The organism is Cobetia sp. 5-11-6-3 (assembly GCF_013374055.1).
In the GTDB taxonomy this organism is placed as follows: Bacteria; Pseudomonadota; Gammaproteobacteria; order Pseudomonadales; family Halomonadaceae; genus Cobetia; species Cobetia marina.
In genome coordinates, this window is the sequence record NZ_BLWJ01000001.1 from 348,282 (window position 1) to 372,362 (window position 24,081).

At 62.5% G+C, this 24,081-nt stretch carries 23 protein-coding genes; 5 read left to right on the plus strand and 18 right to left on the minus strand.

Annotated elements, in window-relative coordinates; genetic code table 11:
* Positions 1-78: 78 nt before the first annotated feature.
* Positions 79-336, plus strand: a complete 258-nt coding sequence (locus HXS66_RS01375) for a late competence development ComFB family protein (RefSeq protein ID WP_084209043.1) — start codon at positions 79-81, stop codon at positions 334-336.
* A 155-nt stretch (positions 337-491) separates the two neighbouring features.
* On the opposite strand, the gene HXS66_RS01380 is transcribed toward HXS66_RS01375, so the two are convergent.
* The 3 genes from HXS66_RS01380 to HXS66_RS01390 all read right to left on the minus strand — a co-directional run bounded on the left by HXS66_RS01380 (position 492) and on the right by HXS66_RS01390 (position 2,893).
* Positions 492-1,256, minus strand: coding sequence for an amino acid ABC transporter ATP-binding protein (locus HXS66_RS01380; protein ID WP_077372546.1), 765 nt, complete (start codon positions 1,254-1,256; stop codon positions 492-494).
* Positions 1,253-1,927 carry an amino acid ABC transporter permease gene (locus tag HXS66_RS01385; protein WP_077372544.1) on the minus strand — a complete coding sequence of 225 codons (675 nt, stop codon included), beginning with the start codon at positions 1,925-1,927 and terminating at the stop codon, positions 1,253-1,255. The genes HXS66_RS01380 and HXS66_RS01385 overlap by 4 nt, the downstream gene beginning before the upstream one ends.
* Before the next feature lie 231 nt (positions 1,928-2,158).
* On the minus strand, positions 2,159-2,893 hold the full coding sequence (locus tag HXS66_RS01390; protein WP_103751385.1) for an amino acid ABC transporter substrate-binding protein: 735 nt from the start codon (positions 2,891-2,893) through the stop codon (positions 2,159-2,161).
* A 764-nt stretch (positions 2,894-3,657) separates the two neighbouring features.
* Here HXS66_RS01390 and HXS66_RS01395 point away from each other — a divergent pair.
* The 4 genes from HXS66_RS01395 (at position 3,658) to HXS66_RS01410 (ending at position 7,542) form a co-directional block, all read left to right on the plus strand.
* Positions 3,658-4,788, plus strand: coding sequence for a DUF3549 family protein (locus HXS66_RS01395; RefSeq protein WP_176502707.1), 1,131 nt, complete (start codon positions 3,658-3,660; stop codon positions 4,786-4,788).
* A gap of 514 nt (positions 4,789-5,302) precedes the next feature.
* Positions 5,303-5,812, plus strand: coding sequence for a RimK/LysX family protein (locus HXS66_RS01400; protein ID WP_077372535.1), 510 nt, complete (start codon positions 5,303-5,305; stop codon positions 5,810-5,812).
* A gap of 151 nt (positions 5,813-5,963) precedes the next feature.
* Positions 5,964-6,872, plus strand: coding sequence for a 30S ribosomal protein S6--L-glutamate ligase (gene rimK, locus HXS66_RS01405; protein ID WP_077372532.1), 909 nt, complete (start codon positions 5,964-5,966; stop codon positions 6,870-6,872).
* A 211-nt stretch (positions 6,873-7,083) separates the two neighbouring features.
* Positions 7,084-7,542, plus strand: coding sequence for a hypothetical protein (locus HXS66_RS01410; RefSeq protein ID WP_077372529.1), 459 nt, complete (start codon positions 7,084-7,086; stop codon positions 7,540-7,542).
* 111 nt (positions 7,543-7,653) lie between these two features.
* Here HXS66_RS01410 and HXS66_RS01415 read toward each other — a convergent pair whose 3' ends face one another.
* The 15 genes from HXS66_RS01415 to miaA form a co-directional block, all read right to left on the minus strand.
* Positions 7,654-8,340 carry a vancomycin high temperature exclusion protein gene (locus HXS66_RS01415; protein WP_084209048.1) on the minus strand — a complete coding sequence of 229 codons (687 nt, stop codon included), beginning with the start codon at positions 8,338-8,340 and terminating at the stop codon, positions 7,654-7,656.
* Between the two features lie 158 nt (positions 8,341-8,498).
* Complete coding sequence (locus HXS66_RS01420) at positions 8,499-9,104, minus strand: YceI family protein (protein WP_084209049.1); 606 nt, start codon at positions 9,102-9,104, stop codon at positions 8,499-8,501.
* Between the two features lie 166 nt (positions 9,105-9,270).
* Positions 9,271-9,846, minus strand: coding sequence for a putative Fe-S cluster assembly protein SufT (sufT, locus tag HXS66_RS01425; RefSeq protein WP_077372522.1), 576 nt, complete (start codon positions 9,844-9,846; stop codon positions 9,271-9,273).
* Positions 9,847-10,011: 165 nt separating this feature from the next.
* Positions 10,012-11,256: a cysteine desulfurase gene (locus HXS66_RS01430; protein WP_176502708.1), complete on the minus strand. Its 1,245-nt coding sequence runs from the start codon at positions 11,254-11,256 to the stop codon at positions 10,012-10,014.
* Positions 11,253-12,665, minus strand: a complete 1,413-nt coding sequence (gene sufD / locus HXS66_RS01435) for a Fe-S cluster assembly protein SufD (RefSeq protein WP_176502709.1) — start codon at positions 12,663-12,665, stop codon at positions 11,253-11,255. Before sufD ends, HXS66_RS01430 begins: the two co-directional genes overlap by 4 nt.
* Entirely contained in the window at positions 12,665-13,414 is a 750-nt protein-coding gene (sufC, locus tag HXS66_RS01440; RefSeq protein WP_077372513.1) for a Fe-S cluster assembly ATPase SufC, read from the minus strand. Before sufC ends, sufD begins: the two co-directional genes overlap by 1 nt.
* 75 nt (positions 13,415-13,489) lie before the next feature.
* Positions 13,490-14,932, minus strand: coding sequence for a Fe-S cluster assembly protein SufB (sufB, locus tag HXS66_RS01445; protein WP_077372510.1), 1,443 nt, complete (start codon positions 14,930-14,932; stop codon positions 13,490-13,492).
* 125 nt (positions 14,933-15,057) lie between these two features.
* Entirely contained in the window at positions 15,058-15,588 is a 531-nt protein-coding gene (locus tag HXS66_RS01450; protein ID WP_176502710.1) for an SUF system Fe-S cluster assembly regulator, read from the minus strand.
* Positions 15,589-15,913: 325 nt separating this feature from the next.
* On the minus strand, positions 15,914-17,209 hold the full coding sequence (locus HXS66_RS01455; protein WP_077372504.1) for an adenylosuccinate synthase: 1,296 nt from the start codon (positions 17,207-17,209) through the stop codon (positions 15,914-15,916).
* Between the two features lie 134 nt (positions 17,210-17,343).
* The gene (locus tag HXS66_RS01460) at positions 17,344-18,528 is read right to left on the minus strand and encodes an ATP phosphoribosyltransferase regulatory subunit (protein WP_176502711.1); all 1,185 of its coding nucleotides are present in this window, start codon (positions 18,526-18,528) and stop codon (positions 17,344-17,346) included.
* A 400-nt stretch (positions 18,529-18,928) separates the two neighbouring features.
* Positions 18,929-19,810: a protease modulator HflC gene (hflC, locus tag HXS66_RS01465; protein WP_077372498.1), complete on the minus strand. Its 882-nt coding sequence runs from the start codon at positions 19,808-19,810 to the stop codon at positions 18,929-18,931.
* Positions 19,807-21,039: an FtsH protease activity modulator HflK gene (hflK, locus tag HXS66_RS01470; protein ID WP_176502712.1), complete on the minus strand. Its 1,233-nt coding sequence runs from the start codon at positions 21,037-21,039 to the stop codon at positions 19,807-19,809. Before hflK ends, hflC begins: the two co-directional genes overlap by 4 nt.
* A 287-nt stretch (positions 21,040-21,326) precedes the next feature.
* Complete coding sequence (hflX, locus tag HXS66_RS01475) at positions 21,327-22,697, minus strand: ribosome rescue GTPase HflX (protein WP_065392482.1); 1,371 nt, start codon at positions 22,695-22,697, stop codon at positions 21,327-21,329.
* Positions 22,698-22,712: 15 nt separating this feature from the next.
* A complete protein-coding gene (hfq, locus tag HXS66_RS01480) occupies positions 22,713-22,961 on the minus strand; it encodes an RNA chaperone Hfq (protein WP_065392483.1) in 249 nt (82 codons plus the stop codon).
* Between the two features lie 115 nt (positions 22,962-23,076).
* A complete protein-coding gene (miaA, locus tag HXS66_RS01485; RefSeq protein ID WP_255303036.1) occupies positions 23,077-24,060 on the minus strand; it encodes a tRNA (adenosine(37)-N6)-dimethylallyltransferase MiaA in 984 nt (327 codons plus the stop codon).
* Positions 24,061-24,081: the final 21 nt, after the last annotated feature.

Here is a 24,081-nt window from a genome sequence, read left to right on the forward strand (position 1 = left end):
TTCGTCACGTCACAAGGGAGACTCATCATGCACGGACAGCACGCAACGTCTTGCTCGACCCAGGGGAGCCCACAGTCGATGGGCGTCCACAATTACATGGAGCAGCTGGTGTTCGATGGCATACGCCTGCATGCCACGGCCAGCGGCATGGATGGCGACAGCCGCGAGGATGTCGCCTGCATCGCGCTCAATCAGCTGGCACCGCGCTACATCCGTCATGATGTGGACATGGCCTTCTACATGACCCCTGCCGAACAGGAGCTGCTGGAAGAGCGTGTGGCCCTGGCTCTCGATGATGCGGTGGCCAGGGTGCACAGCATGCCGCGACGCAGCTAGTCGCCGCCCTCTCCTGCCCCGGGCGCATCCCCGCGATGCGTCCGGGCAATCACGATGCTCGCCATCAATCACGACGGGCCTCACCAACCACGACGGCCCACCTGCGCAGGCAGGTGGGCCGTCGTGATGAGGGTTGCCCTTGAGATGGCAGCCGCTCAGATACCTGCCGCTCCCTGCGGCGGGACTTCATCGAGCACCTTGCGCAGGAAGGCGCGGGTGCGGTCATCCTTCGGCGCGCTGAACAGCTGACTCGGTGGCCCCTGCTCGACGATACGCCCGCCTTCCATGAAGATGACGCGGTCAGCGACTTCCCGCGCAAACTGCATCTCATGGGTGACCACGATCATGGTCTGACGCTCCACCGCCAGCTGCTTCATCAGCTCCAGCACTTCGTCGACCCATTCCGGGTCGAGCGCCGAGGTCGGCTCATCGAACAGGATGACCTCGGCCTGGGCCGCCATGGCACGCCCGATGCCGATCCGCTGCTGCTGTCCACCGGAAAGCGCCGCCGGGAAGGCATCCGCCTTCTCGCTCATGCCGATGCGCTCGAGAATCTCGCGGGCGCGTTGATGCGCCTTGGCCTTGGGCCAGCCATTGACGACGATCAGGCCCTCGGCAATGTTCTCAAGCGCCGTCTTGTTGGCAAACAGCGCATAGTTCTGGAACACGAAGGCGCTGTTACGACGCAGGGCAAGAATGTCATGACGACTGGCGCGTGTGGCCGCGACCTTGTGCTCGCCGATCTGGATTTCCCCGTCATCGGGTTGTTCCAGGAAGTTGATGCAACGCAGCAAGGTGGACTTGCCGGTACCCGACGGGCCGATGACGACGATGATCTCGCCCTGCTTCACTTCCAGCGTGATGCCATCGAGCACGGCCTGCCCGCCGAATTTCTTGATCAGATTTCTGACTGCAATCATCGCTGATAGGCCTTGTTGAGACGTTTCTCCATCCAGCGCTGCACGAAGGACAGCCCTTCCACCATCACCCAGTAGACGATGGCCACCATGATGAAGGATTCAAAGTACAGGAAGCTGCTGGCCGCTTCCTTCTGGGTCGCGCCCATCAGTTCGGTCACCCCCAGCGTGAAGGCCAGCGACGTGGACTTGATCATGTCCACGAAGTAGTTCATCAGCGTGGGAGCCGCCACACGGGCTGCCTGTGGCAGCACGATGCGACGCATCAACTGGACATTGGTCATGCCGATGGACAGCGCCGCCTCGGTCTGGCTGCGATCGACGCCGACGATGGCCGCACGGATCGACTCGGCCATGTAGGCCGAGAAGTGCAGCGTCAGGCCCAGAATCGTCGCGGTCACGCCATCGATCTGGGTGAGGAACGACATCACCTGCGGCAGGCCGTAGTAGAACAGGAACAGCTGCACCAGCAGCGGCGTACCGCGGAAGAAGGAGATGAACACCACGGTCAGCGCGTTGAGCACCGGCACCTTCAGCACCCGCACTACCGCCAACAGCGAGGCCAGTACCAGCGCGGCCACCATGCCGATACAGGCCATCTTGAGTGTCAGTGGCAGGTATTTGAGCATGACCGGCAGCAGGCCAAGCATGTAATCGATATTGAGAGTATCCATTCGTTATCCGGACAGGCTGAGGGCTTGGCTGAGAGTCTCACGGAAGACGCCCATCGACGTGATGACGGCAATAACCCGGCGACACGTGGAGCATCATCACGGCAACGGGGTGACGGTTGTGCCGTCACCCCGTTTGCTCACGACATCGATTGACGCGCCTGCACGTGACACACCGTCATGCGTCAGGCTCGTCCACGGGTGCCCCCTGTATCAGGGCGCGCCCGTCAATGTTCAAGGCGTGGTGATGTCATTGCCGAACCACTTGTTGGAAATCTCGGCCAGACGACCATTTTCCTTGAGCTCGGTCAGCGCGGCATCCACCGCGTCACGCTTGGCTTCACCCTCGGCATCCTTGCGGAACGGCAGCGCGTTCTCGAGACGTGAGAACGGTGTGCCTGCCAGCTCCAGCGGCAACGGTGTCTTCTGGATCACCTGGCTTGCGCTGACGCGGTCCATCACGAAGGCATCGACACGGCCCAGGGCGGTGTCCTGCTCGATGTTGGATTCATAGGTCTTGATGTCGATCTGGTCGGCGTACGGCAGCTCCTTCATCAGCGCTTCGTAGTTGGACCCCAGATTGACCGCCACGCTGTGCCCCTTGAGGGACTCGACGCCGGTGATCTCGTCATTGCCACGACGCTTGACCACCTGCGCCCCGTCATAGACGTACGGCTGGGTGAAGGCGAACTTGGCCTTGCGCGCATCGGTGATGGTGATCTGGTTGGCCACGGTATCGATACGACCCGCTTCCAGTGCACCGATCAGACCGGAGAAGCTCATGGTGACGAATTCGACATCGTCGCCGGTGATCTCGCCCACGGCATTCAGGACATCCACCTCAAAGCCCTGCAGCTTGTCCTGCTTGACGAAGGTGAACGGGAAGTAGCCCCCGGACATGCCGACCTTCAGGGTGTCGGCGTGAGCGGCCAGGCTGCCCATGGCAGCAGCCCCCAATGCCGCCGCCATCACGGTGCCCTTGAGAGCAGTGGCAGAGAAGACGGCAGCAAGTGAACGTGAATGGCGCATCGGAAATCCTCGATGGTGGCAGACTTATGCGGGCAGGGCATGTGTCGAAGTGCAGACGTCATCCACCGTCCCACACGCAGCGAGCACATGACAGCAACGAATCAGGCATAAGCGACAGCATTTATATGTGATTTAGTTTTATAGAATAACGAGCCTGTCGCGCATTCCCAAACATTTCCTCCACTTTGGTAAGAACGAAAAGGAATAACGCTACATGCGCGAGCAATGATGAGATTCTAGCATGCTTGCCCCTGCTGACCAGCCATGCGCCGAGGCGTCCCGGCGGGCGCAACGACCGCTGACACTCGGATTGAGTGTGCCCTCTCAAGAGCACGCCACCGGGTAGCGGCTAACGATGACAGCCTGAGGTCATCAGGATGACAGTTATTCACGTCTTCCGTGGACGATACTGTGGATAACCTTGTGCTTCCTCGCTGCAAGCCGCGCCAGAACTGGGCAGGAGAAAATTGATCAAATTTTCATCAGCGAGTCACCAGGACGTCTCCCAACGGCCCCATAGCCGGCAATCCTTCTGCAATCAAGGTGTTGCGACAATGCGCGATAGCCTTCGCGGGTGGCATGCCAAGAGGCGAATCGCTAAAGTCTCAGCCATTCTTGGCGTATCCTTGCCGATATCACGCCCAATCTCAGGTCGTCCCGGACGCGTACTGCGTCCGGGGAGCCCAACCGCAGCGGTGAGCCTCATGACTCCACTCTCCTCCCTGAGCAACTTCTTCCAGCGCACCGGTGCTGACGTGCACCTTTATCATCTGGGGCGCATCCTGTCCCCCTTGAGCCTTGAAGAGCTGGAAGCCTTCGAGACCCAGCAACAGCCGTGGTCGCAACCTTTCAAGGGACAGGCCCGACTGGCGTGCGTCTTCCGACCCGCTGGCATCGACGATCCGCTGGTATGGTTTCTGGCCCTGCCGCTGGATGAAGAAGGCCGGCTTTCTCCGCCGCAACGAGATGCATTCCTCGAACGCCTGCTGACCACACTCGGCCAGACGGCACTGAGCGTCGGTCGTTCTGACCTGTTGCAGGCCGAGGCAGGCAAGATCGACAACCTCATGCAGGACAATCCCCTGGCCTTCACTCCAGATGACAGCCTGCGCGCCATGCTGCATGCCCGCGCCAGCATCGACTGTGATCGCCCTGCCAGTCAGTACTACGAACAGGCGGAACGCTATCTCGCCGCGCAACTGCCCCTTGATGACTGGCCCAGCGTTGGCCTGCAGGGCATCGCCGATGGACTGACGCGTCGCGGTGAGTTCACCAATGAACTTGCCGAGGCGATGATCGAACGGATCGGCTATCTTCCCGACACGCCGCTGCGCGCGCTCGCCCTGTGCCTGGAGCAGGCTCCCCCGGCCCATCCGCAGCTGGCCAGTCCGCTGACGGACAGTCTGGAGGCGGAGCTGCTCGACAGTCTGATTCGCCGCGGTCGGACGGCACGGGAGCTGGGAGACCTGGAAACCCTGTGCGCCTGCCTGCGTGCAGCGGCTGCCAGCCCCCTGCCAGCGGCCGCCGAATGGCTGGATATGCTATTGGCGGACGAGAGCGCCGCCAGCGTGGATGTGCTGGTCGCGATCGCCGCACGCGGTTATGCCCATCTGGAAGATGCCGAGCGCCTGCCGACCTTCCTCGTGCGACTGGCCAACTGCCCGCAGGCCAGCTTCCAGGCTCTCGCCCGTGATCTGGCGCTGATTCCGCGTCTGCGTCTGCCGGTACTGATGACGCTGCGCAACGCCGAACCCGACAGCGCCCTGGGGCTCGCCCTGGGGCTCGCCCTGGCGTCGCTCACCGGCCGGACGGTGGCGCCGACGCAACGCCACTGAGCCTCTGAATTACTGAGCCTCTGAGCCAGCCCTGCCATCAGGACCCGCCGCCCTCGCCGGTCCTGATGGCCCCCCCCTGCCGGCCCGTCCTGGCCAATCTCTCCTCTCGGCTCGTGCCCGGCACTGCGCCACGTACCTCGTTCGGCCCCAGGCCCAGCCCTATGCCTAGCTCTAGGCCCAGCACCTTGCCCGGTGGTCGCCAGCGCAAGCGACAGGTGAGCATCACAGTCCTTGAGATCATGCGCATAACCCACGACACTTGGGAGAGGCCTGATCATCGTGCGCGAGAACTGCCCGGTGAAAGCGCTCTGCAAGGCGTCAGGCACGGGAGCGGCGCTGCTCGCAGCCAAAGATATGCCAACAAGGATTGCTGCTGATACGGTAAGTGACTATGCTGCGCGCCCGTCTGGTCGCAATCCCGCTGTCTGCCACGCGCCATTGCGATCACCACGGTGCCTTTCATGCCGTGACCCGACCTCCAGGCCAGGTCATGCCCTCTGATTCAGGATGAAACATGCCGCATTCCAAGACCCCTGCTCGTCATCACGCTCACAAGGCACCGCCTCTGGATCTCAGATCCCTGAACCACGATCTGCTCGGCTTTCGGCCGCGAGCCGTCGTCGGGCGGCGTGAACTGATCGAGCTGCCGGAGCTGCATCTGCACCTCAACGCCAAGATCGACACTGGCGCGCACTCGAGCGCACTGCACGCAGAGAACATCGAGGTCTTCGAGAAGGATGAAGACCTGTGGGTACGCTTCATCACGCGCAGTGGCGGCAGTGATTCTCCGCCCCATGATGTCGAAACACGGGTCCACGACCGGCGTCGGGTCAGGTCTTCCAACGGTCAGGCACAGTGGCGCTACGTGATTCGCTCCCGCATGCAGCTCGCCGGGCTCGACTACGACATCGACATGACACTGGTCGATCGCTCCCAGATGCGCCACCCCATCCTGCTGGGGCGCCGTGCACTGCGTCGCCTGCTGGTGGCACCGGGTGCCGCCTATCTGCATGGCGAGCCCTGACGACCTTCACATTGTGCAAGACTCGCCCCCGGCATGACTCGAACGGGCACGCCGCCTTCGCGGCGCTCGCGCAAGACGCCTCCTGACGCACCTCTTTCATCCTTTCGCCACCTTCTCATTCCTGACGGCCCTTTCGGCTCTGGAGGATTTCATGCATATCGGTATCCTGTCGCGCAATTCCCGCCTCTACTCCACTCGCCGCCTGATCGAGGCAGCCGAAGCTCGCGGGCATACCGCACGCGTCGTGGACACGCTGCGCTGCTACATGAACATCGCCTCGCACCGCCCCTCCATCCATTACAAGGGTGCCGAGATCGAGCATTTCGACGCCGTGGTGCCACGCATCGGCGCCTCCGTCACCTTCTATGGCTGTGCGGTACTGCGCCAGTTCGAGATGATGGGTACCTACGTGGTCAACGACTCCGTGGCCATCGCGCGCTCGCGTGACAAGCTGCGCTCGCTGCAGCTGCTGTCGCGCAAGGGACTGGGCCTGCCGGTCACCGGCTTCGCGCATTCGCCGGATGACATCCCCGACCTGATCACCATGGTCAAGGGCGCGCCGCTGGTCATCAAGCTGCTGGAAGGCACCCAGGGCATCGGCGTGGTGCTCGCCGAGACCAATCAGGCCGCCGAGAGCGTGATCCAGGCCTTCATGGGCATGAAAGCCAACATCATGGTGCAGGAATACATCAAGGAAGCGCGCGGCGCCGACATCCGCTGCCTGGTGGTGGGTGACAAGGTGGTCGCCTCCATGAAACGTCAGGCGGCTGATGGCGAGTTCCGCTCCAACCTGCATCGTGGCGGCACGGCCAGCGAGATTCGCATCACGCCGGAAGAGCGCTCCACCGCCATCCGCGCCGCCAAGGCCATGGGCCTGGCCGTCGCCGGTGTCGACCTGCTGCGCGCCAACCATGGCCCGGTGATCATGGAAGTGAACTCCTCACCGGGTCTGCAGGGCATTGAAACGGCAACCGGCAAGGACATCGCGGGGATGATCATCGACCACATCGCCAAGTCCGCCGCACCCGCCAGGAAGATCCCGCCCAAGCCCAAGGGGTGAGATGCCGCCGGCTTGCCTGAGCATTCGGGGAGACATGACGCTGATCACGGACAGCCGTGACACTGTCGGACGTCACGATAACGTCATCGAACTGTCGTAAAATGAGTGGATTGACGCTACGGGAAGAAATATCAGGACTTTCTGCACATCAGGGGTAGAAAAACACTGTTTTCACCCGCACAATCTCTCCTGACGGAGGAGGTGACCGCCCATGTTTCTCGACAATCGCCAGGTGGCGATGGATAGCGTCCAGGAAGCCCTGGCAGACAGTCTTGATTATTTCGAGGACAACGCCGAACGGCTGCGTCCCGGGCTGCTGAAGGCCTTTGAACCCTTCTATGCCCGGCGCGTGGAGCTCAAGCAGGCGCTGGAAGTCGAGACGCGCAAGCATCTGAGCCTGATGCCGCGAGACGCTGATGTCGAGCGTGATGACTACATGTGGCTGTGGAGTCGCCTGAAGAGCATCGTCAGCAATGACAATCAGGTTCTGATCAACGAACTGCTCGAACAGGAGCGCGTGCTGATGCAGGCCTGCTCGACGGCCTTCACGCATCCTCTCCCGGACAGCATGGAGAAGGTGCTGGAAGCGTGCTTCCACAACTGCCGCCAATTGATTCGCGAGCTCTATCGTCACCAGACCGGCATCGCGGCACGCCGCCGCGCCGGCTGACCTCGGGCCCGCTCAGCGGAAAAAGCCTCGAGCAGACACGAAAAGCCCCCGCTTCCTATCGGAAGACGGGGGCTTTTCGTGTTGGCCGGCCGGTACGCTGAGCCGCTGTCGTCAACTGCCTGACACGGCCGGTACGGCTGGCAATACCGGTGTCGGCAGTCGCTCCGCCGGCCCCAGGAAACGCGGCTTGCGGCCCCACAGGTAAAGATCCCCCACCGTGGCGGCACGCGCCAGCCATTCGCGCAGCATCAGCCGCAGCCCCGCAGGCCGACGCTCGGAAACCGCCGGACAGCCGACGGCATCCAACCCCAGCACGTCAGCGATGAACAGTGCCCGTGGCAGATGCCAGGGCTGAGTGACCAGCACCGCCTGATCGACACCGAAGACCTTGTGCGCACGCACCAGCGTATCGAAGGTCGAGAATCCGGCGTAATCCAGCGTCATGAACTGCTGTGGCACATTGCGATCACGCAGGTCACGCCACATGGTCATCGGCTCATTGTAATAACGCGTACGATTGTCCCCTGACAGCAGCAGGTTGCTCACTCGATGCAGCCGGTAGAGCTGGGCGGCGGTGTCGAGACGAGCCTGATAGTGCGGGTTGCGTCCTCCGCCCACCAGGCCATGGGAGGTCCCGAAGACGATTCCCACTTCACGGCTTTCGCAGGTCAGCGGGGAAGACGCGATGCGATCACGGGTCGACATCACGACCCACAGATTGAGCCCGACCACTATCATCAGGCTCACGACCAACAGGCCAATCATGGCCATCACGGCCCGCTTGATCACTCGTCGCATCTGCTCCCCGCACCCATCCTTGCCTGTCACTACCGAATATCGCCATTCACTGCATCATGCAAGCATGAGCGCCCAGCCTACCCAAGCCATGCACACGACACCAGCGGGATGACGCCTGCAGGCTCGAAGCCACGGGGTCAGGGCAGACGCCTGTCGGCTCACTCTTCCTGCGTCATGATCGCCTTGACGCTGACCGGCACCTGGGTCGCGATGTTGCCCAGTCCCGCCAGGTCACGCAGGGTACGGATGCCATCCACCAGCGAGAACTGGCTGGCATCGACCATCACCGGCGCGTCCGTCTGCACCAGCCAGCGCTCCCCCTGCAGACGTGTCACCTGCAGGCTCACCGGCAGGGTCTGGGTACTGTCATGCAGCGTCAGCTGCCCTTCCAGGCTGACATGCTGGGTATCGCCCGGCTCCATGACCTTGAGCGTCGGCATGTCCAGTGACGCGGTCAGCACGGCCAGGGGATAGTCACCGGCCTCGAAGAGTTTCTCGCTGACACGCTGATCACGGATCTCGATACCGGTATCGGCGGAGTCCAGGTCGATCTCGACCGACAACTGGCCCGCATCATTGACGCGAGCACGCCAGGAATCGAAGGCGTGCTGCTCGACGGTGCTGGCACCGTTCTTGCTCATCTTGGTGGACTGGAAATTCAGTTGCGAGGCATCGCTGTCCAGTGTCCATGACGCCTGTGCACTGACGGCAGTACTCATGATCAGGCTGGCGGTCAGGACACGTAAGGCTGTCGGGTAGCGCATTGGGATATTCCTTGCTGGCAGAGAATCACGATCTTCGACGCCACATGACGCAACGACGGCGCCATGGTGCAGTCCTTGGCACGGCTTGGAAAGCGGTTGGCGCGAGAGGTTCCGTCAAGACGGCCGTGCCGCCCGTTGCGCGATTGCGCCCGAGCGACACGCAGCGTCAGAACATGCCAAGTTCAAGGCGCGCCTCTTCACTCATCATCTCCCGCGACCAGGGGGGCGAGAACACGATCTCGACGTGAACCTTGGAGACATCCTCCGCGCCCAGGATCTTGCGCTTGGCATCCTCGGCGATCACGTTGCCCATGCCGCAGCCCGGCGCCGTCAGCGTCATCTTCAGATTGACCATCTTCTCGCCGCTGATCAGGGTGTCGATACGACAGCCATAGACCAGCCCGAGCTCGACGATGTCCACCGGGATCTCGGGGTCGAAACAGGTGCGCAGCTGCGCCCAGACGAAGGCCTCTATCTCGGCGTCGCTCTGCCCGGCCGGCAGATGCGGGCGCGGCACGGCGTCCAGTCCCAGTGCATCGAGGCTGAAGCTCTCGATCAGGTACATGCGGCCCTCGTACGCCACGCTGACGGTGCCGCCCTTGGCCTGCATGACTTCGACCACCGAGTCCTCATGCAGGGTCACCGACTTGCCGAAGGGTACCGAGATACCTTCCACGTCACGCTGCAACGGCATCTTCTGGCCCTTGCCGAGGCTGGCCAGCTGGTCTTCAGTGTGGCTCATGCCCTCTCCTTGCCGAACCGCATGACAGCCATGCGGATCAAGAATACTGTGGGTTCACTCAGGATGTGCGGGTCACAACATCCCCTGGCAAGCGCCGATAGCAATGAGGCCCGCCATGCGCGAGCCTCATTGATCAGCGCCCGTCAGGGCCACCGCAGGGGGTGCTCAGCGCACCATGGTCAGCACGCGCTGCAGAGCCTCGACGAACAGGTCGATCTCCTCCGGCGTGTTGTAGGCCGCGAAGGAGGCGCGACAGGTGGCATCGACACCGAAACGTCGCAGCACCGGCTGAGCGCAGTGATGACCGGTCCGGATGGCGACCCCCAGCTGATCGATCAGCAGACCGATGTCCTGGGCGTGGGCACCGTCGACCACGAAGGAGATCGCGCCGGCCTTGTCGGACGAGTTGCCGATGATGCGCAGCCCGTCCACTTCGCGCATGCGCTCGGTGGCATGGCGCATCAGCTGCTGCTCCCAGCGCGTGATCAGCGCCATGTGGGTGCAGTCCAGCCAGTCGATGGCCTTGCCCAGCCCGATGACCTCGGCGATGGGCGGCGTGCCAGCCTCGAACTTGTGCGGCAGATCCGCGAACAGGGTGCCGTTCTCGAACGAGACCGTGCGAATCATCTCGCCGCCGCCCTGCCACGGTGGCATGGCATCGAGCAGCGCTTCCTTGCCGTAGAGCACGCCGATGCCGGTCGGGCCATACATCTTGTGGCCCGAGAAGACATAGAAGTCGGCGTCGATCTCGCGTACATCGACCTGCTGATGCGGCACCGCCTGGGCGCCATCGACCAGAATCAGCGCGTCGTGAGCATGCGCCAACCTGGCCATCTCGGCCACCGGGTTGATGCTGCCCAGGGCGTTGGAGACCTGATTGACGCAGACCAGGCGCGTCTTCTCGCCCAGCAGGTCACGGTAGGCCGCCATGTCGAGCACGCCATCGTCGTCACACGGAATCACCTTGATGACGATATCCAGGCGTTCCGCCAGCATCTGCCAAGGCACGATGTTGGCGTGATGCTCCATCACCGAGATCAGCACTTCATCACCGGCATTCAGCCAGTTGGCCCCCCAGCTGTTGGCGACCAGGTTGATCGCCTCGGTGGTGCCGCGCGTGAAGATGACTTCACGCGTCAGGCGCGCATTGATGAAGGCACGTACCTTCTCGCGCGTCCCTTCGTAAGCGGCCGTCGCCTCGTCCGCCAGGCTGTGCAGGCCACGGTGGATATTGGCATTGGTGTTGCGGTAATAATCGCTCATCGCGTCGATGACGGCAGTCGGCGTCTGGCTGGTGGCGGCGCTGTCGAGATAGATCAGCGGCACGTCACCATGCACGCGACGCTCGAGGATCGGGAAATCCTCGCGAACCCGCACGACATCGAGCATCAGATTGTCGAGTGCGCTCATGCGAAGTCCTCATCACGCGCCACTGCCACGGCCCCGCCGCCCAGCTCGACACTCAGATCCACCAGCTCATCGAGGTGGAAGCGTGACGGCAGGCGACCCGCGACGCTGCGCTCGATACGCTCGGCGATGGCGTCGATGCCCAGACCGGACATGACCTCATTGGCGAAGGCCAGGGTCAGCAGGCCGCGAGCCGTCTGCTCATCGATGCCACGCGCGCGCAGTGCGAAGACAGCCGTCTCGTCGAGCTGGCCGGTCGTGGTGCCGTGGGAGCACTTGACGTCGTCGGCGTAGATCTCGAGTTCCGGCTTGGTATTGATCTCGGCGCGGTCCGACAGCAGCAGGTTGGCGTTGTTCTGATGCGCCTCGATCTTCTGACTGTCACGCTTGACCAGCACGCGGCCATTGAAGACACCACGCGCGCGGTCGGCCAGGATGCCCTTGTAGTTCTCATCCGAGAAGGTCAGAGCCTCGTTGTGATTGACCAGCGAGTGGGTATCCACGTGCTGACGATCACGACCGAAGAACAGGCCATCGAGGCGTGCATGGGCATTGCTGCCGTTGAGATCGCAGACGATGTCGTTGCGCACCAGACCACCACCGGTATTCAGGTTGATGGAGCGGTACTGGCTGTCACGCGGCTGCTCGACCTGCAGTGAGGCGATATGCGTCTCGCCGGTGGCAGCCTCACCCAGCTTGTAGTGATTGAGCACGGCGCCGCGCTCCAGCATCACTTCGCTGACCATGTTGGTGAAGTTGGTCGCGCCGGTCTCGCCGATGTGATGCTCGATCACGCTGGCTTCGGCACGGCTGCCCAGCTGCACCAACAGGCGCGGATGGCTCATGGTCACGGGCTCGCCTTCGACGGCGGCGCGCGACAGGAACAGCGCATAGACCGGCTTGTCGAGCACCGTCCGCGGGCCGACCTGAACCACCGCACCCTCTTCGGTGAAGGCGGAGTTCAGCGCCACGAAGGGCGTGAAGTCGATGCCGGTCAGGCGATTCAGCGAGCCGCCGATCACTTCCGGCTGATCGATGATGGCCTGGGACAGCGGCACGACACGCACGGTGTCCGGCAGGCCCGCGACATCGGAGAGCTCGGCGTTGTAGAGACCATCGACGAACACCAGGCGGTAAGCATCGACGGCGAGCGCCAGCTCGTCCTTCACCGCCGCCGAGAGATGGGCATCGTCGGCGAGACGGTATTGCTGGCGACCCAGCGCCTGGGTGTCGGTGTACTTCCAGGCCTCGACCTTGCGAGTCGGCAGACCCAGCGCTTCAAAGCGGGCGATGCCGGCCTGACGGCGCGCCGCCATCCAGCTCGGGTCAGCCGCGAAGCGAGCCTTGCGCGCGGCGAATTCGCTGGCGAAGGCTTCGCTGCCGGGGACGGACGCGGTAGCAAGTGCTGTCATTACGCGGTTTCCTCCTGCAGCCAGTCATAGCCCTGGGCTTCGAGTTCGAGGGCCAGCGACTTGTCGCCGGACTTGACGATGCGGCCATCCATCAGCACGTGGATGTGGTCCGGCACGATGTGCTCGAGCAGACGCTGGTAGTGCGTGACCATCAGTACGGCGCGGTTCTCGTTGCGCAGGGAATTGACGCCCTTGGCGACGATCTTCAACGCATCGATGTCGAGACCGGAGTCGATCTCGTCGAGCATGGCGAGCTTCGGTTCCAGCACCAGCATCTGCAGGATCTCGTTGCGCTTCTTCTCGCCACCGGAGAAGCCCTCGTTCACCGCACGCTGCAGGAAGCTGGCATCCATCTGCATGAAGGCAAGCTTCTCGCGGATCAGCTTCATGAATTCCGGGGCCGGAATCTCGCCCAGGCCTTCGGCTTCACGCTTGGCGTTCAGCGCCGCCTTGAGCAGGTAGACATTCTTGACCCCCGGGATCTCCACCGGGTACTGGAAGCCCAGCAGCAGGCCGGCACGCGCGCGCTCCTCGACTTCCATCTCCAGCACGTCCTCGCCTTCATAGGTGATGGTGCCCGAGGTCACTTCATAACCGTCCTTGCCGGCGATCACGGAGGACAGCGTGGACTTGCCCGCACCGTTCGGCCCCATGATGGCGTGGACTTCACCCTTGTTGATGGTCAGGTCGAGCCCCTTGAGGATTTCCTTGCCTTCCACCGAGACGTGCAGATCTTTGACTACGAGCATGATGATACCTTTGGCTGACAGGCCGCCCGCAAGCGGCCCTCAAGAATGGGGATGAATGCGAAACAGGCTGTGGCGTTAGCCGACGGCGCCTTCGAGGGTGACGTTGAGCAGCGCCTCGGCCTCGACGGCGAACTCCATCGGCAGCTCCTGGAAGACGTCCTTGCAGAAACCGTTGACGATCATGTTGACCGCATCTTCCTCGCTGATGCCGCGCTGACGGCAGTAGAACAGCTGATCCTCGCCGATCTTGGACGTCGTCGCCTCGTGCTCGACGGTAGCGGTGGCGTTGCCGATCTCCTGATACGGGAAGGTGTGCGCACCACAGCGATCGCCGATCAACAGCGAGTCACACTGGGTGAAATTGCGCGCGCCCTTGGCCCGTGGACCGATCTTGACCAGGCCACGATAGGACTGCTCGGAGTTGCCCGCCGAGATGCCCTTGGAGACGATGGTGGACTTGGTGCCCTCACCGATGTGGATCATCTTGGTACCGGTGTCCGCCTGCTGGCGACCATTGGTGACGGCGACGGAGTAGAACTCCCCGACACTGTCCTTGCCACGCAGGATGCATGACGGGTACTTCCAGGTGATCGCGGAGCCGGTCTCGACCTGGGTCCAGGACACCTTGGAACGATCACCGCGGCAATCGGCGCGCTTGGTGACGAAGTTGTAGATGCCACCCTTGCCGTCTTCATCGCCCGGATACCAGTTCTGGACGGTGGAGTACTTGATGTAGGCATCTTCCAGCGCGACCAGCTCGACCACGGCGGCGTGCAACTGGTTCTCATCACGCTGCGGTGCGGTGCAGCCTTCCAGATACGAGACCTGAGCCTGCTTCTCGCAGATGATCAGGGTGCGCTCGAACTGGCCGGTGTTGGCGGCGTTGATGCGGAAGTAGGTGGAAAGCTCCATCGGGCAGGTCACGCCTTCCGGCACGAACACGAAGGAGCCATCGGTGAAGACGGCCGCGTTCAGCGCGGTGAAGTAGTTGTCTGCCTTGGGCACGACGGTCCCCAGATACTGCTTGATCAGCTCCGGGTAGTCCTGGATGGCTTCCGAGATGGAGCAGAAGATCACGCCCGCCTCGGACAGCTCCTTCTTGAAGGTGGTGGTCACCGATACGGAGTCGAATACCGCATCCACCGCCACGCCAGCCAGCGCGGCGCGCTCGTGCAGCGGGATGCCCAGCTTCTCGTAGGTCTCCAGCAGCTTGGGGTCCACCTCATCCAGACTCTGCGGACGATCTTCCGGCTTCTTCGGGGCGCTGAAATAGGAAATCGCCTGGTAGTCGATCTCGGGGTAATCCAGGTGTGCCCAGGACGGCGCCTTCATCTTCAGCCACTGATGATAGGCATCCAGACGCCACTCCAGCATCCACTCCGGCTCACCCTTCTTGGCCGAGATGAAGCGAATCACGCTCTCATCCAGTCCCGGCGGAATGGTGTCGCTCTCGATGTCGGTCACGAAGCCCTGCTTGTACTCTCGCTGTACAAGCTGCTCCATCTCCTGGCTCGCCATGCTGGTCTCCTCTCCCGGAGAAGCTCCGGGTCTGTTCAGATTCCTGATCACCCCGCCTCAACTGCGGCGAAGCTCGAATATTCGAATATTTCTGATGCCTGTCCCGCTACCGTGGGGCTGAGCATTCAGCGCCCGGACATGCCGTTGACGACGCTTCCTGCACTGCTGTCCTTGTCGGGGGCTCCCCCGTCAGCCTCTTCATCGCTGTAGAGACTGACGGCCTGAATGGGCAACTGGATCGGCATCCGCAGCGGTGTGGTGGATGCCAGATGTGCCAGCGTCACGCTGCCCAGCAGTTCACCGATGGCGCGCGAGACTCTCTGCCAGTTGTCGGCCACGCCACAGGTGTTGACCAGCTCGCAATCGCCATCGGCGTGGCTGCATTCCGTGACGGCCACCGGACCTTCGATGGCGCTGATGATGTCACTGGCCGTGATGTCACTGGCGGGTCGCGCCAGACGGTAGCCCCCCTGCGCCCCACGACGTGACTCCAGCAATCCGGCGCGTACCAGCGCCTTCAAGGTCTTGCTGACGGTGGGATGCGGCAACTGAACGCTTTCCGCGAGATCGATCGCTGCATGGGCCGACTCCGGCTCGCGAGCGATGCGCGCCATCACCACGGCGGCATAATCGGTCATTCTGGAAAGCTTCAGCATCTTGCCTCCACTGCGGGGTTATCAATTGGGGACCATTTTAGTCCTGTATCAGAACGATGTGAAGCCAAGCACTCAGCGAAAACGCCAAATTGCGGCCTGGGCAACCAGTTTGCCGACAAGATAGCCGCCGATCACAACAAAAATAACAATCATTCCCATTTAAAATTCCTACTGACCACCCCACCCTGCCACTCTCAAGACTGTACAAGCCCTTCTGCTGCCAGCCTTGGAACGCAAGACACCCCGCCGGGAAATCCCGACGGGGTGTCTTGGTCTTGCATCATCTCGACATCACGCGCCGCTCAGGAAAGCGACGTGGTCATGATCAGTCGTGGAACGGATTGCGCAGCACGATGGTCTCGTTGCGATCCGGGCCGGTGGAGATGATGTCGATCGGCACGCCGACCTGCTCTTCCAGGAAGCTGATGTAGGCACGGGCATTGGCCGGCAGCTTCTCGACTTCACGCACGCCGATGGTGGAGTCGCTCCAGCCCGGCAGATCCTGGTAGAGCGGCTCGATGGCTTCATAGCCTTCGGAATCCACCGGGTTGTCCAGCACGTCGCCATCCTTGCTGCGATAGCCGATGCAGACCCGGATGTTCTCGAGACCATCCAGCACGTCCAGCTTGGTCAGGCAGATGCCGCTGACCGAGTTGATCTGCACGGCGTGACGCAGGGCGACGGCATCGAACCAGCCACAACGACGCGCACGACCGGTGGTAGCACCGAATTCGTGGCCACGCTCGGCCAGGTGACGGCCGAACTCATCGAACAGCTCGGTCGGGAACGGGCCGGAACCGACACGGGTGGTGTAGGCCTTGGTGATGCCCAGCACGTAGTCGAGATACAGCGGGCCGACACCGGAACCGGTGGCGGTGCCGCCGGCAGTGGTGTTGGAGCTGGTGACGTACGGGTAGGTACCGTGGTCGATGTCGAGCAGTGAGCCCTGAGCACCCTCGAAGAGGATGTTCTCGTTGGCCTTGCGCACGGAGTGGACCAGATCCACGGTGTCGCAGACCATCGGGCGCAGCTCTTCGGCCATTTCCATGGCTTCGTCCAGCACCTGCTGGAAGTCGACCGGCGCTTCACCGTGATAGTGCTGCAGCACGAAGTTGTGGTAATCCAGCACTTCGCCCAGCTTGGAGGCGAAACGCTCACGGTGGAGCATGTCACCCAGACGCAGTCCACGACGCGCGACCTTGTCTTCGTAGGCCGGCCCGATGCCACGACCCGTGGTGCCGATCTTGGCGACACCACGCGCCTTCTCGCGCGCCTGATCCAGGCGCACGTGATAGGACAGGATCAGCGGGCAAGCCGGCGACAGACGCAGACGGTCACGTACCGGCACGTCATTGGCTTCCAGCTCACGGATCTCCTTGATCAGCGCTTCCGGAGACAGCACGACGCCGTTGCCGATGACACAGGTCTTGCCCGGGTGCAGGATACCTGACGGGATCAGGTGAAGAACGGTCTTCTTGCCATCCAGCACCAGTGTATGGCCGGCGTTGTGGCCACCCTGGAAGCGCACGACGGCGCTGGCGGATTCGGTCAGCAGGTCAACGACCTTGCCCTTGCCTTCATCACCCCATTGGGTGCCGAGCACGACTACATTCTTGCCCATGATTCCTAGTCTCTTTCGGTGAATAACCGTCGGTGAAAACCCACTCACAAGTGCAGCCACCTCAAGGGCAGCTGCACCTCGGGACCTGGTGGCCCCTGCTGTTCTGCTGGCTGGCACGTATGGCCGTCAGCGGATCACGACTGCAGCGTCACGACCTGCCAGGCGCCATCGACCTGGACAAGCTCGCGGTTGCAACGGTGCACATCGGCACCGGTGGTCTGGCCCGGTAGCGCGGCGATGACACGCTCGCCGTCGGCGCGCAGCTGATCGACACACTCTCGCAGCGCGCTGTCATTGAGCGCCGGTGCCCAGATGCCATCGCAGGCCGGAGGCTGCACGGCGAGCGACGCCAGCTGCTTCAGGTCCATCGAGAAGCCGGTGGCCGGACGCGCACGTCCGAAGGCACGCCCAGTATCGTCGTAGCGCCCGCCCTTGGCCAGCGCCTGACCGTAGCCCGGCACATAGGCCGCGAACACCATGCCGGTGTGATATTCATAACCGCGCAGTTCGGCGAGATCGAAGTACAACATGACCTGCGGATGACGCTCACGCACGACCTGACTGAGGGCGGCAAGCTGATCCAGTGCGCCGGCGACGGCAGCGGGCGCGCCGGCAAAGGCGGTCCGGGCCTGGGCAAGAATCTCTTCATCCCCGTGCAGGTGCGGCAGGGTCTTGAGCATGCTCGCCACCACCTTGTCACCCACCACGCGATCGATCAATGCATCGAGAGCGGAATACTGCTTGCGTTCGATGGCGGCGAACAGCTCGCGCTCGTGCTCGTCGCTCATGCCGGCTTCGGCGATCAAGGCACGATAGATGCCGATGTGCCCCAGCGCCAGGTGCAGCTCGCCAGCACCGGCCTGCTCGAGGCTGGTCAGTGCCAGGTGCAGGATCTCGTGGTCGGCCTCAAGGCCAGCATGACCGAACAGCTCGGCACCGACCTGCACCGGGCTGCGTCCGCCCTGATGCTTGTCCGCCTTGGTACGCAGCACGTTGGCGCAGTAGCACAGACGCACCGGCCCTTCACGATGCAGGGAGTGGGCATCCATGCGTGCCACCTGCGGGGTGACATCGGCACTGGCTCCCATCATGCGCCCGGTCATCTGATCTGTCAGCTTGAAGGTCTGAAGGTCAAGCTCGGTACCGGTGCCGGTCAGAAGGGAATCAAGGAATTCGACGGGAGGCGGCAGCACCAGGTCATAGCCGAAGCGATGATAGAGGTCGAGCAGCGCGCGGCGCAGCGCCTCCATACGGGTTGCCTGAGGCGGCAGTACCTCATCCATGCCATCCGGGAGGAGCCAGCGATCTGCGATGGTCATTGCGCTATCCTGCGAGAAATTTTTGACAAGGAGTGGCGCGTATCGCGCGTGCCGTCAGTGCAGGGACATGCCGCTGCAACTCAGTGACGAAACACCCGCGCAACACGCTGGACACTCGACGGCAACGCCCTTGAAACACGGCGTGAGACAGGCTCGAGCCGCGCCTTGAGGCGGCTTCGCGAGCAAGGACTGCCACGCTGACAGCGCCTGTCCGGGGCCCATCGGGACTTCGTGGGAACGTCGTCGATAGAGGAAAAACGGCCACAAAAAAACCGGGCGGTGCCCGGTTGCAGGAGTCTAGCATGAATCCTTTCGGGATGAACCCCACACGAGACTTCGTGCGGGGTTCATCCGCGGCATCGTCATCTGTTCGCCTGATGACGATGCGGACGGTCAGCCGTTACTGAGAGCCGCCCTGCGAATCCTTGAAGAAGCGGAAGAATTCGCTATCCGGCTGGATGACCATCATGTTGCCATCACCCTTGAAGCTGTCGCGATAGGCCTGCAGCGAGCGATAGAAGCGGAAGAACTCCAGATCCGCCCCGTAAGCCGCAGCGTAGATGGCGGCCGCTGATGCGTCCCCCTCACCACGCAGGGTCTGCGCCTGCTCTTCAGCCTGCGCAAGCAGTACCGAACGACGGCGGTCCGCATTGGCCTGGATCTTCTCGGCCTGCTCCTGACCCTGGGCACGATATTCACGTGCCTCACGCTGACGCTCGGTCTTCATGCGCTCATAGACCGCCTGAGAGACTTCGTCCGGCAGGTCGATGCGCTTGACGCGGATATCGAGAATCGACACCCCCAGTTCCTTGCGCATCACCGCGTCGAGCTCTTCGGTGGGTTTCTTCATCAGCGCATCACGCTGTTCGGAGATGATCTGTACCAGCTCGAGCTTGCCGAACTCGTTACGCAGACTCTCGTCGACACGCGGCGCGATCAGACGCTCTGCCATCTGCTCATCACCGGACGTCGCCTCGTAGTAGCGCTTCGGGTCGATGATCTTCCACTTGACGAAGGAGTCGACGATGACCGCCTTCTTCTCGCGGGTCAGATAACGGCTCGCCTGGGCATCCAGTGTCAACACGCGCGTATCGAAGGTACGAATCGTGTTGTAGACCGGCAACTTGAAATGCAGGCCCGGCTGGATGTTGTCTTCCACCACCTCACCAAACTTGAGCTTGATGGCGCGCTGGGTCTCATCGATCGTGTAGAGGCTGTTGCTGGCGAACCAGGCAACGACGGCCAGACCCGCCACGGCCATCAGTGAGCGATTGTTGATCATTGACGACCCTCCCGACGAATGCTGTTGCTGCTGTCATTGCTGCTCTGGCTGCTGCGGCCGAGAGCGTCGCTCGCCTGTCGGGACACGCGATCCAACTCACTGCGACTCATGCCACTGGCATCCTCGGACGTGGCATTGGACTTGCCAGCCAGCTTGTCCAACGGCAGGTACATGAGGGAGTTGCCGTTCTCGACATCCACCAGCACCTTGTTGGTCTTGCCGAGCACTTCCCCCATGGTCTCGAGGTACATGCGCTCGCGGATGATCTCCGGTGCCTTCTGGTACTCGGTCAGCAGGGAAGTGAAGCGATTGGCCTCACCCTGGGACTTGGCCACCACCGACTCCTTGTACCCTTCGGCTTCCTCGATGATGCNCTGCGCCTGACCTTGAGCCGCCGGGAGAATCGAGTTCTCGTAGGCCAATGCCTGGTTGATCGTGCGCTGACGATCCTCACGAGCCTTGATGACGTCATCGAAGGAATCCTGGACCGCTGCCGGCGCCGACGTGGACTCGACGTTGATGGTCTGCAATGTCAGACCCACGCCATAGTTGTCCAGGTAGGACTGCAGACGCGACTTGACGTTGCTGGCCAGCAGCTCACGCCCGGAGGTCAGGATGTCGTTCATGTCGGCGCTGCCGACTTCGTGACGCAATGCAGAATCCATGGCGTTCTCGAGGCTGACCTCGGGAGCACGCACGTTGAGCAGGAAGTCACGCGGGTTGGATACCTGATACTGGACGGACATCTGCACTTCGACGATGTTCTCGTCCTGCGTCAGCATCGACTTGGTCTGGGAGAGCGAGCGCACCTTGGTGACGTTGATCTCGCGCACGTCATCGATGATCGGCGGATTCCAGTGCAGACCCGGGCCGACGATGTCGTTGTACTTGCCGAAGCGAAGCACCACGCCACGTTCGGACTGATCGACCAGATAGAAACCGGAAGCCGCCCAGATGGCGACCAGCACCACCCCGATGATGCCCGGCAGGGCAAAGGCATTGGTGCTGCCACCACTGCTGCCGTTGCCGCCCCCGCTGCCGCCACGACGCTTGCGGCCGTTGCCCAGCATGCCGTTGAGCTTGTCCTGGAACTTCTTCAGCGCTTCGTCGAGGTCGGGCGGTCCACCGTTGCCACCGCCGTTGCCTCCACCCCCTTTCTTGTCCCCGTTGCGGCCACCGCCACTCCAGGGGTCATGCTGGTTGCCGCCACCCGGCTCATTCCAAGCCATACGTCGTCTCCACTCAGTCGATGTTCCGCTCGTCATTATGATGACGCCGCCCATGCCGGCTTTCGTTGCCGGGAATCGTCCCCGGCAATTGATGACCGGTTCTTTGCTATGACACGGCGGCGCGCCCCTTGCGGGAGAAGGCCATGGCCCTGCCTGACAACCATCCTCTGCCAGGCGGCATCCGACAATCCCTTCACGTCGAATGCCTGTTGCTCGCTGCACGTCACTATCCGTGCAAGGGCATCTGCATCAGGTACCTGCAGATGCCAGATGACGCAATCACTGCGTCAGGACTTGTGCGTCACCGAGAGGCGATGCTTCTCGGCGCGCTCGGCAGACAGCTCACGCTGCCAGGCCTCACGATCGTCATGCTCGCCCCCGAGGTAGGCCTCGGGAGATTCCCCAAGATGCGACAACAGCTGGAGAAAGTCGCGCTTCTCGAGACGAATGTCCATCAACGCATTGCCCTGCTCGTCATACGCTTCACTCTTGACGGCATCCAGCTCATGCAGACCGGCACGCAGGCGTGACTTCTCCGGCCCCAGCGTCAGACGGGTCGAGATGACATTGTCTGACAGCAGCTCGGAGAAGGCCTGCATCAGCAGATCCAGCCCCTTGCCGTCACGCGCCGACAACCATACGACCAACGGACGCCCGAAGCCGTCGCGCTCGATGCGCGGCGCCATGTCGAGGCGATCGACCTTGTTCATGACCAGCAGGCGTGGCACGTCACCGGCCTCAATCTCGTTGAGCACCTCGTTGACCTGCTCGGTATTGCGATCATTTTCCGGGTCAGCCGCATCGATGACGTGCACCAGCAGGTCCGCCTCGGCGGCTTCCTGCAGGGTGGCCTGGAACGCTTCCACCAGCTTGTGCGGCAGGTGCCGAATGAAGCCGACGGTATCCGCAAGCACCGCAGGGCCCACGTCTTCCAGCTCCAGACGGCGCAGCGTCGGGTCGAGCGTGGCGAACAGCTGATCCGCCGCATAGACCTCAGAGGTGGTCAGCGCATTGAACAGCGTCGACTTGCCGGCGTTGGTATAGCCGACCAGTGACAGGCTGGGGATCTCGGCACGTGCCCGAGCACGGCGGTTCTGATCGCGCTGCTTGTGCACCTTCTCGAGCCGCTTGTGGATCGACTTGATCCGGGCACGCAGCAGACGACGGTCGGTCTCGAGCTGGGTTTCCCCCGGGCCACGCAGACCGATGCCGCCCTTCTGACGCTCAAGGTGGGTCCAGCCACGCACCAGGCGGGTGGACATGTACTCGAGCTGAGCGAGCTCCACCTGCAGCTTGCCCTCGTGGGTACGCGCGCGCTGGGCAAAGATGTCGAGGATCAGACCGGTGCGGTCGATCACGCGACACTGGAGCGAACCTTCAAGGTTGCGCTGCTGGGAAGGGCTCAATGAATGGTTGAAGATCACAAGCTCGGCTTGGTGCTCGGCCAGGGCCTCACGCACTTCCTCAAGCTTGCCTTCTCCGATGAACGTACGGGAGTCAGGGCGGGGCCGGCTACCCTCGATGAGGGTGGCCGGCACGGCGCCTGCCGAACGTACGAGTTCGAGGAGCTCACCGGCATCCTCGCGTTCTTTTTCGTCCCGGAAATTGACATGGACCAGGACGGCCGTTTCACCGGCTTCGGGTCGTTCGAAGAACAATCAGCGCCTCGGATTTCAGCTTTCTGTGGAGGGCACGGTCGCATCCTGGGCCGGCAGGCGCACATTGCGCGAGGGCACCACGGTTGAGATAGCGTGCTTGTAAACCATCTGGGAGACGGTATTGCGCAGCAGGATGACGAATTGATCGAAGGATTCGATCTGGCCCTGCAGCTTGATGCCGTTGACCAGGAAGATCGAGACCGGAATACGTTCCTTGCGCAGGATGTTCAGGTACGGGTCCTGGAGTGATTGACCTTTGGACATGTGACTCTCCGTAAAAAATGTCTCGTTCGAGGCAAGTATGGTTATGTTCGCCAGCGCTCCGGGTTGCCCTCTTTGGGGGGCTTCACGGGCGCGGGTCGTGACAGCTCATGTTACGCTAAGTGCTGGTCTGGCGCACGATTTTCAAGGTTTCACTGTAAGGATTTACACCCATGGAATCCACGTGGTGAATCCCCTTCCAGCTACGCAGCCAGGTCAATTGACGCTTGGCGAGCTGGCGGGTGGCAATGATGCCACGCTCACGCATCTCGTCACGCGTCAGATGCCCCTCCAGATAATCCCACACCTGACGATAGCCGACACAGCGTATCGAGGGCAGCCCGGGGTGCAGCTCCGGGCGAGCCTTCAGCGCTTCGACCTCGCCAATCAGGCCCTGTTCCAGCATCTGGTCAAAACGCGTCTCGATACGTTCATGTAACACGGCTCTGTCATGGGGCGCCAGTGCGATCGGGATCGGCCGGAACGGAAGCTCGGCTTCCGGCTGCTCCGCGAGCAGCTCCGTCATCGAGCGCCCGCTCAACAGACAGACTTCCAGCGCACGTGTCAGACGCTGCGGGTCCGAGGGCCGGATCCTCTCGGCGCTCGCCGGATCCAGCCTGGCAAGCTGCGCATGCAGCGCCGGCAGCCCTTCGTCTCTGGCGCGTGCTTCCAGCTGTTCACGCAGCGCGGGATCCGCCGCCGGCAGCTCCGCCACACCTTCCAGCAGCCGCTTGAAGTACATCATGGTGCCACCGACCAGCAGCGGCATCTTGCCGCGGGACTGGATCTCGGCGATATGCGCCAGTGCATCGCGACGAAACTCCGCTGCCGAATAGCTCTCCAGCGGGTCCAGGAAGTCAATCAACCGGTGCGGCGCCCGCGCCAGCTCTTCGGCGCTGGGCTTGGCGGTCCCGATGTCCATGCCACGATAGATCAGCGCGGAATCGACGCTCACCAGCTCCGCCCCCTGCTCCTCGTGCCAGCGGATGGCCAGGTCCGTCTTGCCGGAGGCTGTCGGCCCCATCAACAGCATGACGGGCGGTTTGTCAGCCAGCTCATGCGCGGCACAGGGGGAAATGTCGGGGGATTGCGTCTGGGTCATGGCCTATTGTCTGGGCAAGGA

Bases quoted from the DNA above. Each gene is read 5' to 3' on its own strand.
- miaA (WP_255303036.1), bottom strand. From the start codon at position 24,060: ATGACCCAGACGCAATCCCCCGACATTTCCCCCTGTGCCGCGCATGAG.
- HXS66_RS01455 (WP_077372504.1), bottom strand. From the start codon at position 17,209: ATGGGCAAGAATGTAGTCGTGCTCGGCACCCAATGGGGTGATGAAGGC.
- hflC (WP_077372498.1), bottom strand. From the start codon at position 19,810: ATGATCAACAATCGCTCACTGATGGCCGTGGCGGGTCTGGCCGTCGTT.
- HXS66_RS01460 (WP_176502711.1), bottom strand. From the start codon at position 18,528: ATGACCATCGCAGATCGCTGGCTCCTCCCGGATGGCATGGATGAGGTA.
- HXS66_RS01430 (WP_176502708.1), bottom strand. From the start codon at position 11,256: ATGAGCGCACTCGACAATCTGATGCTCGATGTCGTGCGGGTTCGCGAG.
- HXS66_RS01420 (WP_084209049.1), bottom strand. From the start codon at position 9,104: ATGCGCTACCCGACAGCCTTACGTGTCCTGACCGCCAGCCTGATCATG.
- HXS66_RS01415 (WP_084209048.1), bottom strand. From the start codon at position 8,340: ATGCGACGAGTGATCAAGCGGGCCGTGATGGCCATGATTGGCCTGTTG.
- sufB (WP_077372510.1), bottom strand. From the start codon at position 14,932: ATGGCGAGCCAGGAGATGGAGCAGCTTGTACAGCGAGAGTACAAGCAG.
- sufT (WP_077372522.1), bottom strand. From the start codon at position 9,846: ATGAGCCACACTGAAGACCAGCTGGCCAGCCTCGGCAAGGGCCAGAAG.
- HXS66_RS01390 (WP_103751385.1), bottom strand. From the start codon at position 2,893: ATGGCGGCGGCATTGGGGGCTGCTGCCATGGGCAGCCTGGCCGCTCAC.
- sufD (WP_176502709.1), bottom strand. From the start codon at position 12,665: ATGACAGCACTTGCTACCGCGTCCGTCCCCGGCAGCGAAGCCTTCGCC.
- rimK (WP_077372532.1), top strand. From the start codon at position 5,964: ATGCATATCGGTATCCTGTCGCGCAATTCCCGCCTCTACTCCACTCGC.
- HXS66_RS01375 (WP_084209043.1), top strand. From the start codon at position 79: ATGGGCGTCCACAATTACATGGAGCAGCTGGTGTTCGATGGCATACGC.
- HXS66_RS01410 (WP_077372529.1), top strand. From the start codon at position 7,084: ATGTTTCTCGACAATCGCCAGGTGGCGATGGATAGCGTCCAGGAAGCC.
- sufC (WP_077372513.1), bottom strand. From the start codon at position 13,414: ATGCTCGTAGTCAAAGATCTGCACGTCTCGGTGGAAGGCAAGGAAATC.
- HXS66_RS01380 (WP_077372546.1), bottom strand. From the start codon at position 1,256: ATGATTGCAGTCAGAAATCTGATCAAGAAATTCGGCGGGCAGGCCGTG.
- HXS66_RS01450 (WP_176502710.1), bottom strand. From the start codon at position 15,588: ATGCTGAAGCTTTCCAGAATGACCGATTATGCCGCCGTGGTGATGGCG.
- HXS66_RS01395 (WP_176502707.1), top strand. From the start codon at position 3,658: ATGACTCCACTCTCCTCCCTGAGCAACTTCTTCCAGCGCACCGGTGCT.
- hfq (WP_065392483.1), bottom strand. From the start codon at position 22,961: ATGTCCAAAGGTCAATCACTCCAGGACCCGTACCTGAACATCCTGCGC.
- HXS66_RS01400 (WP_077372535.1), top strand. From the start codon at position 5,303: ATGCCGCATTCCAAGACCCCTGCTCGTCATCACGCTCACAAGGCACCG.
- HXS66_RS01385 (WP_077372544.1), bottom strand. From the start codon at position 1,927: ATGGATACTCTCAATATCGATTACATGCTTGGCCTGCTGCCGGTCATG.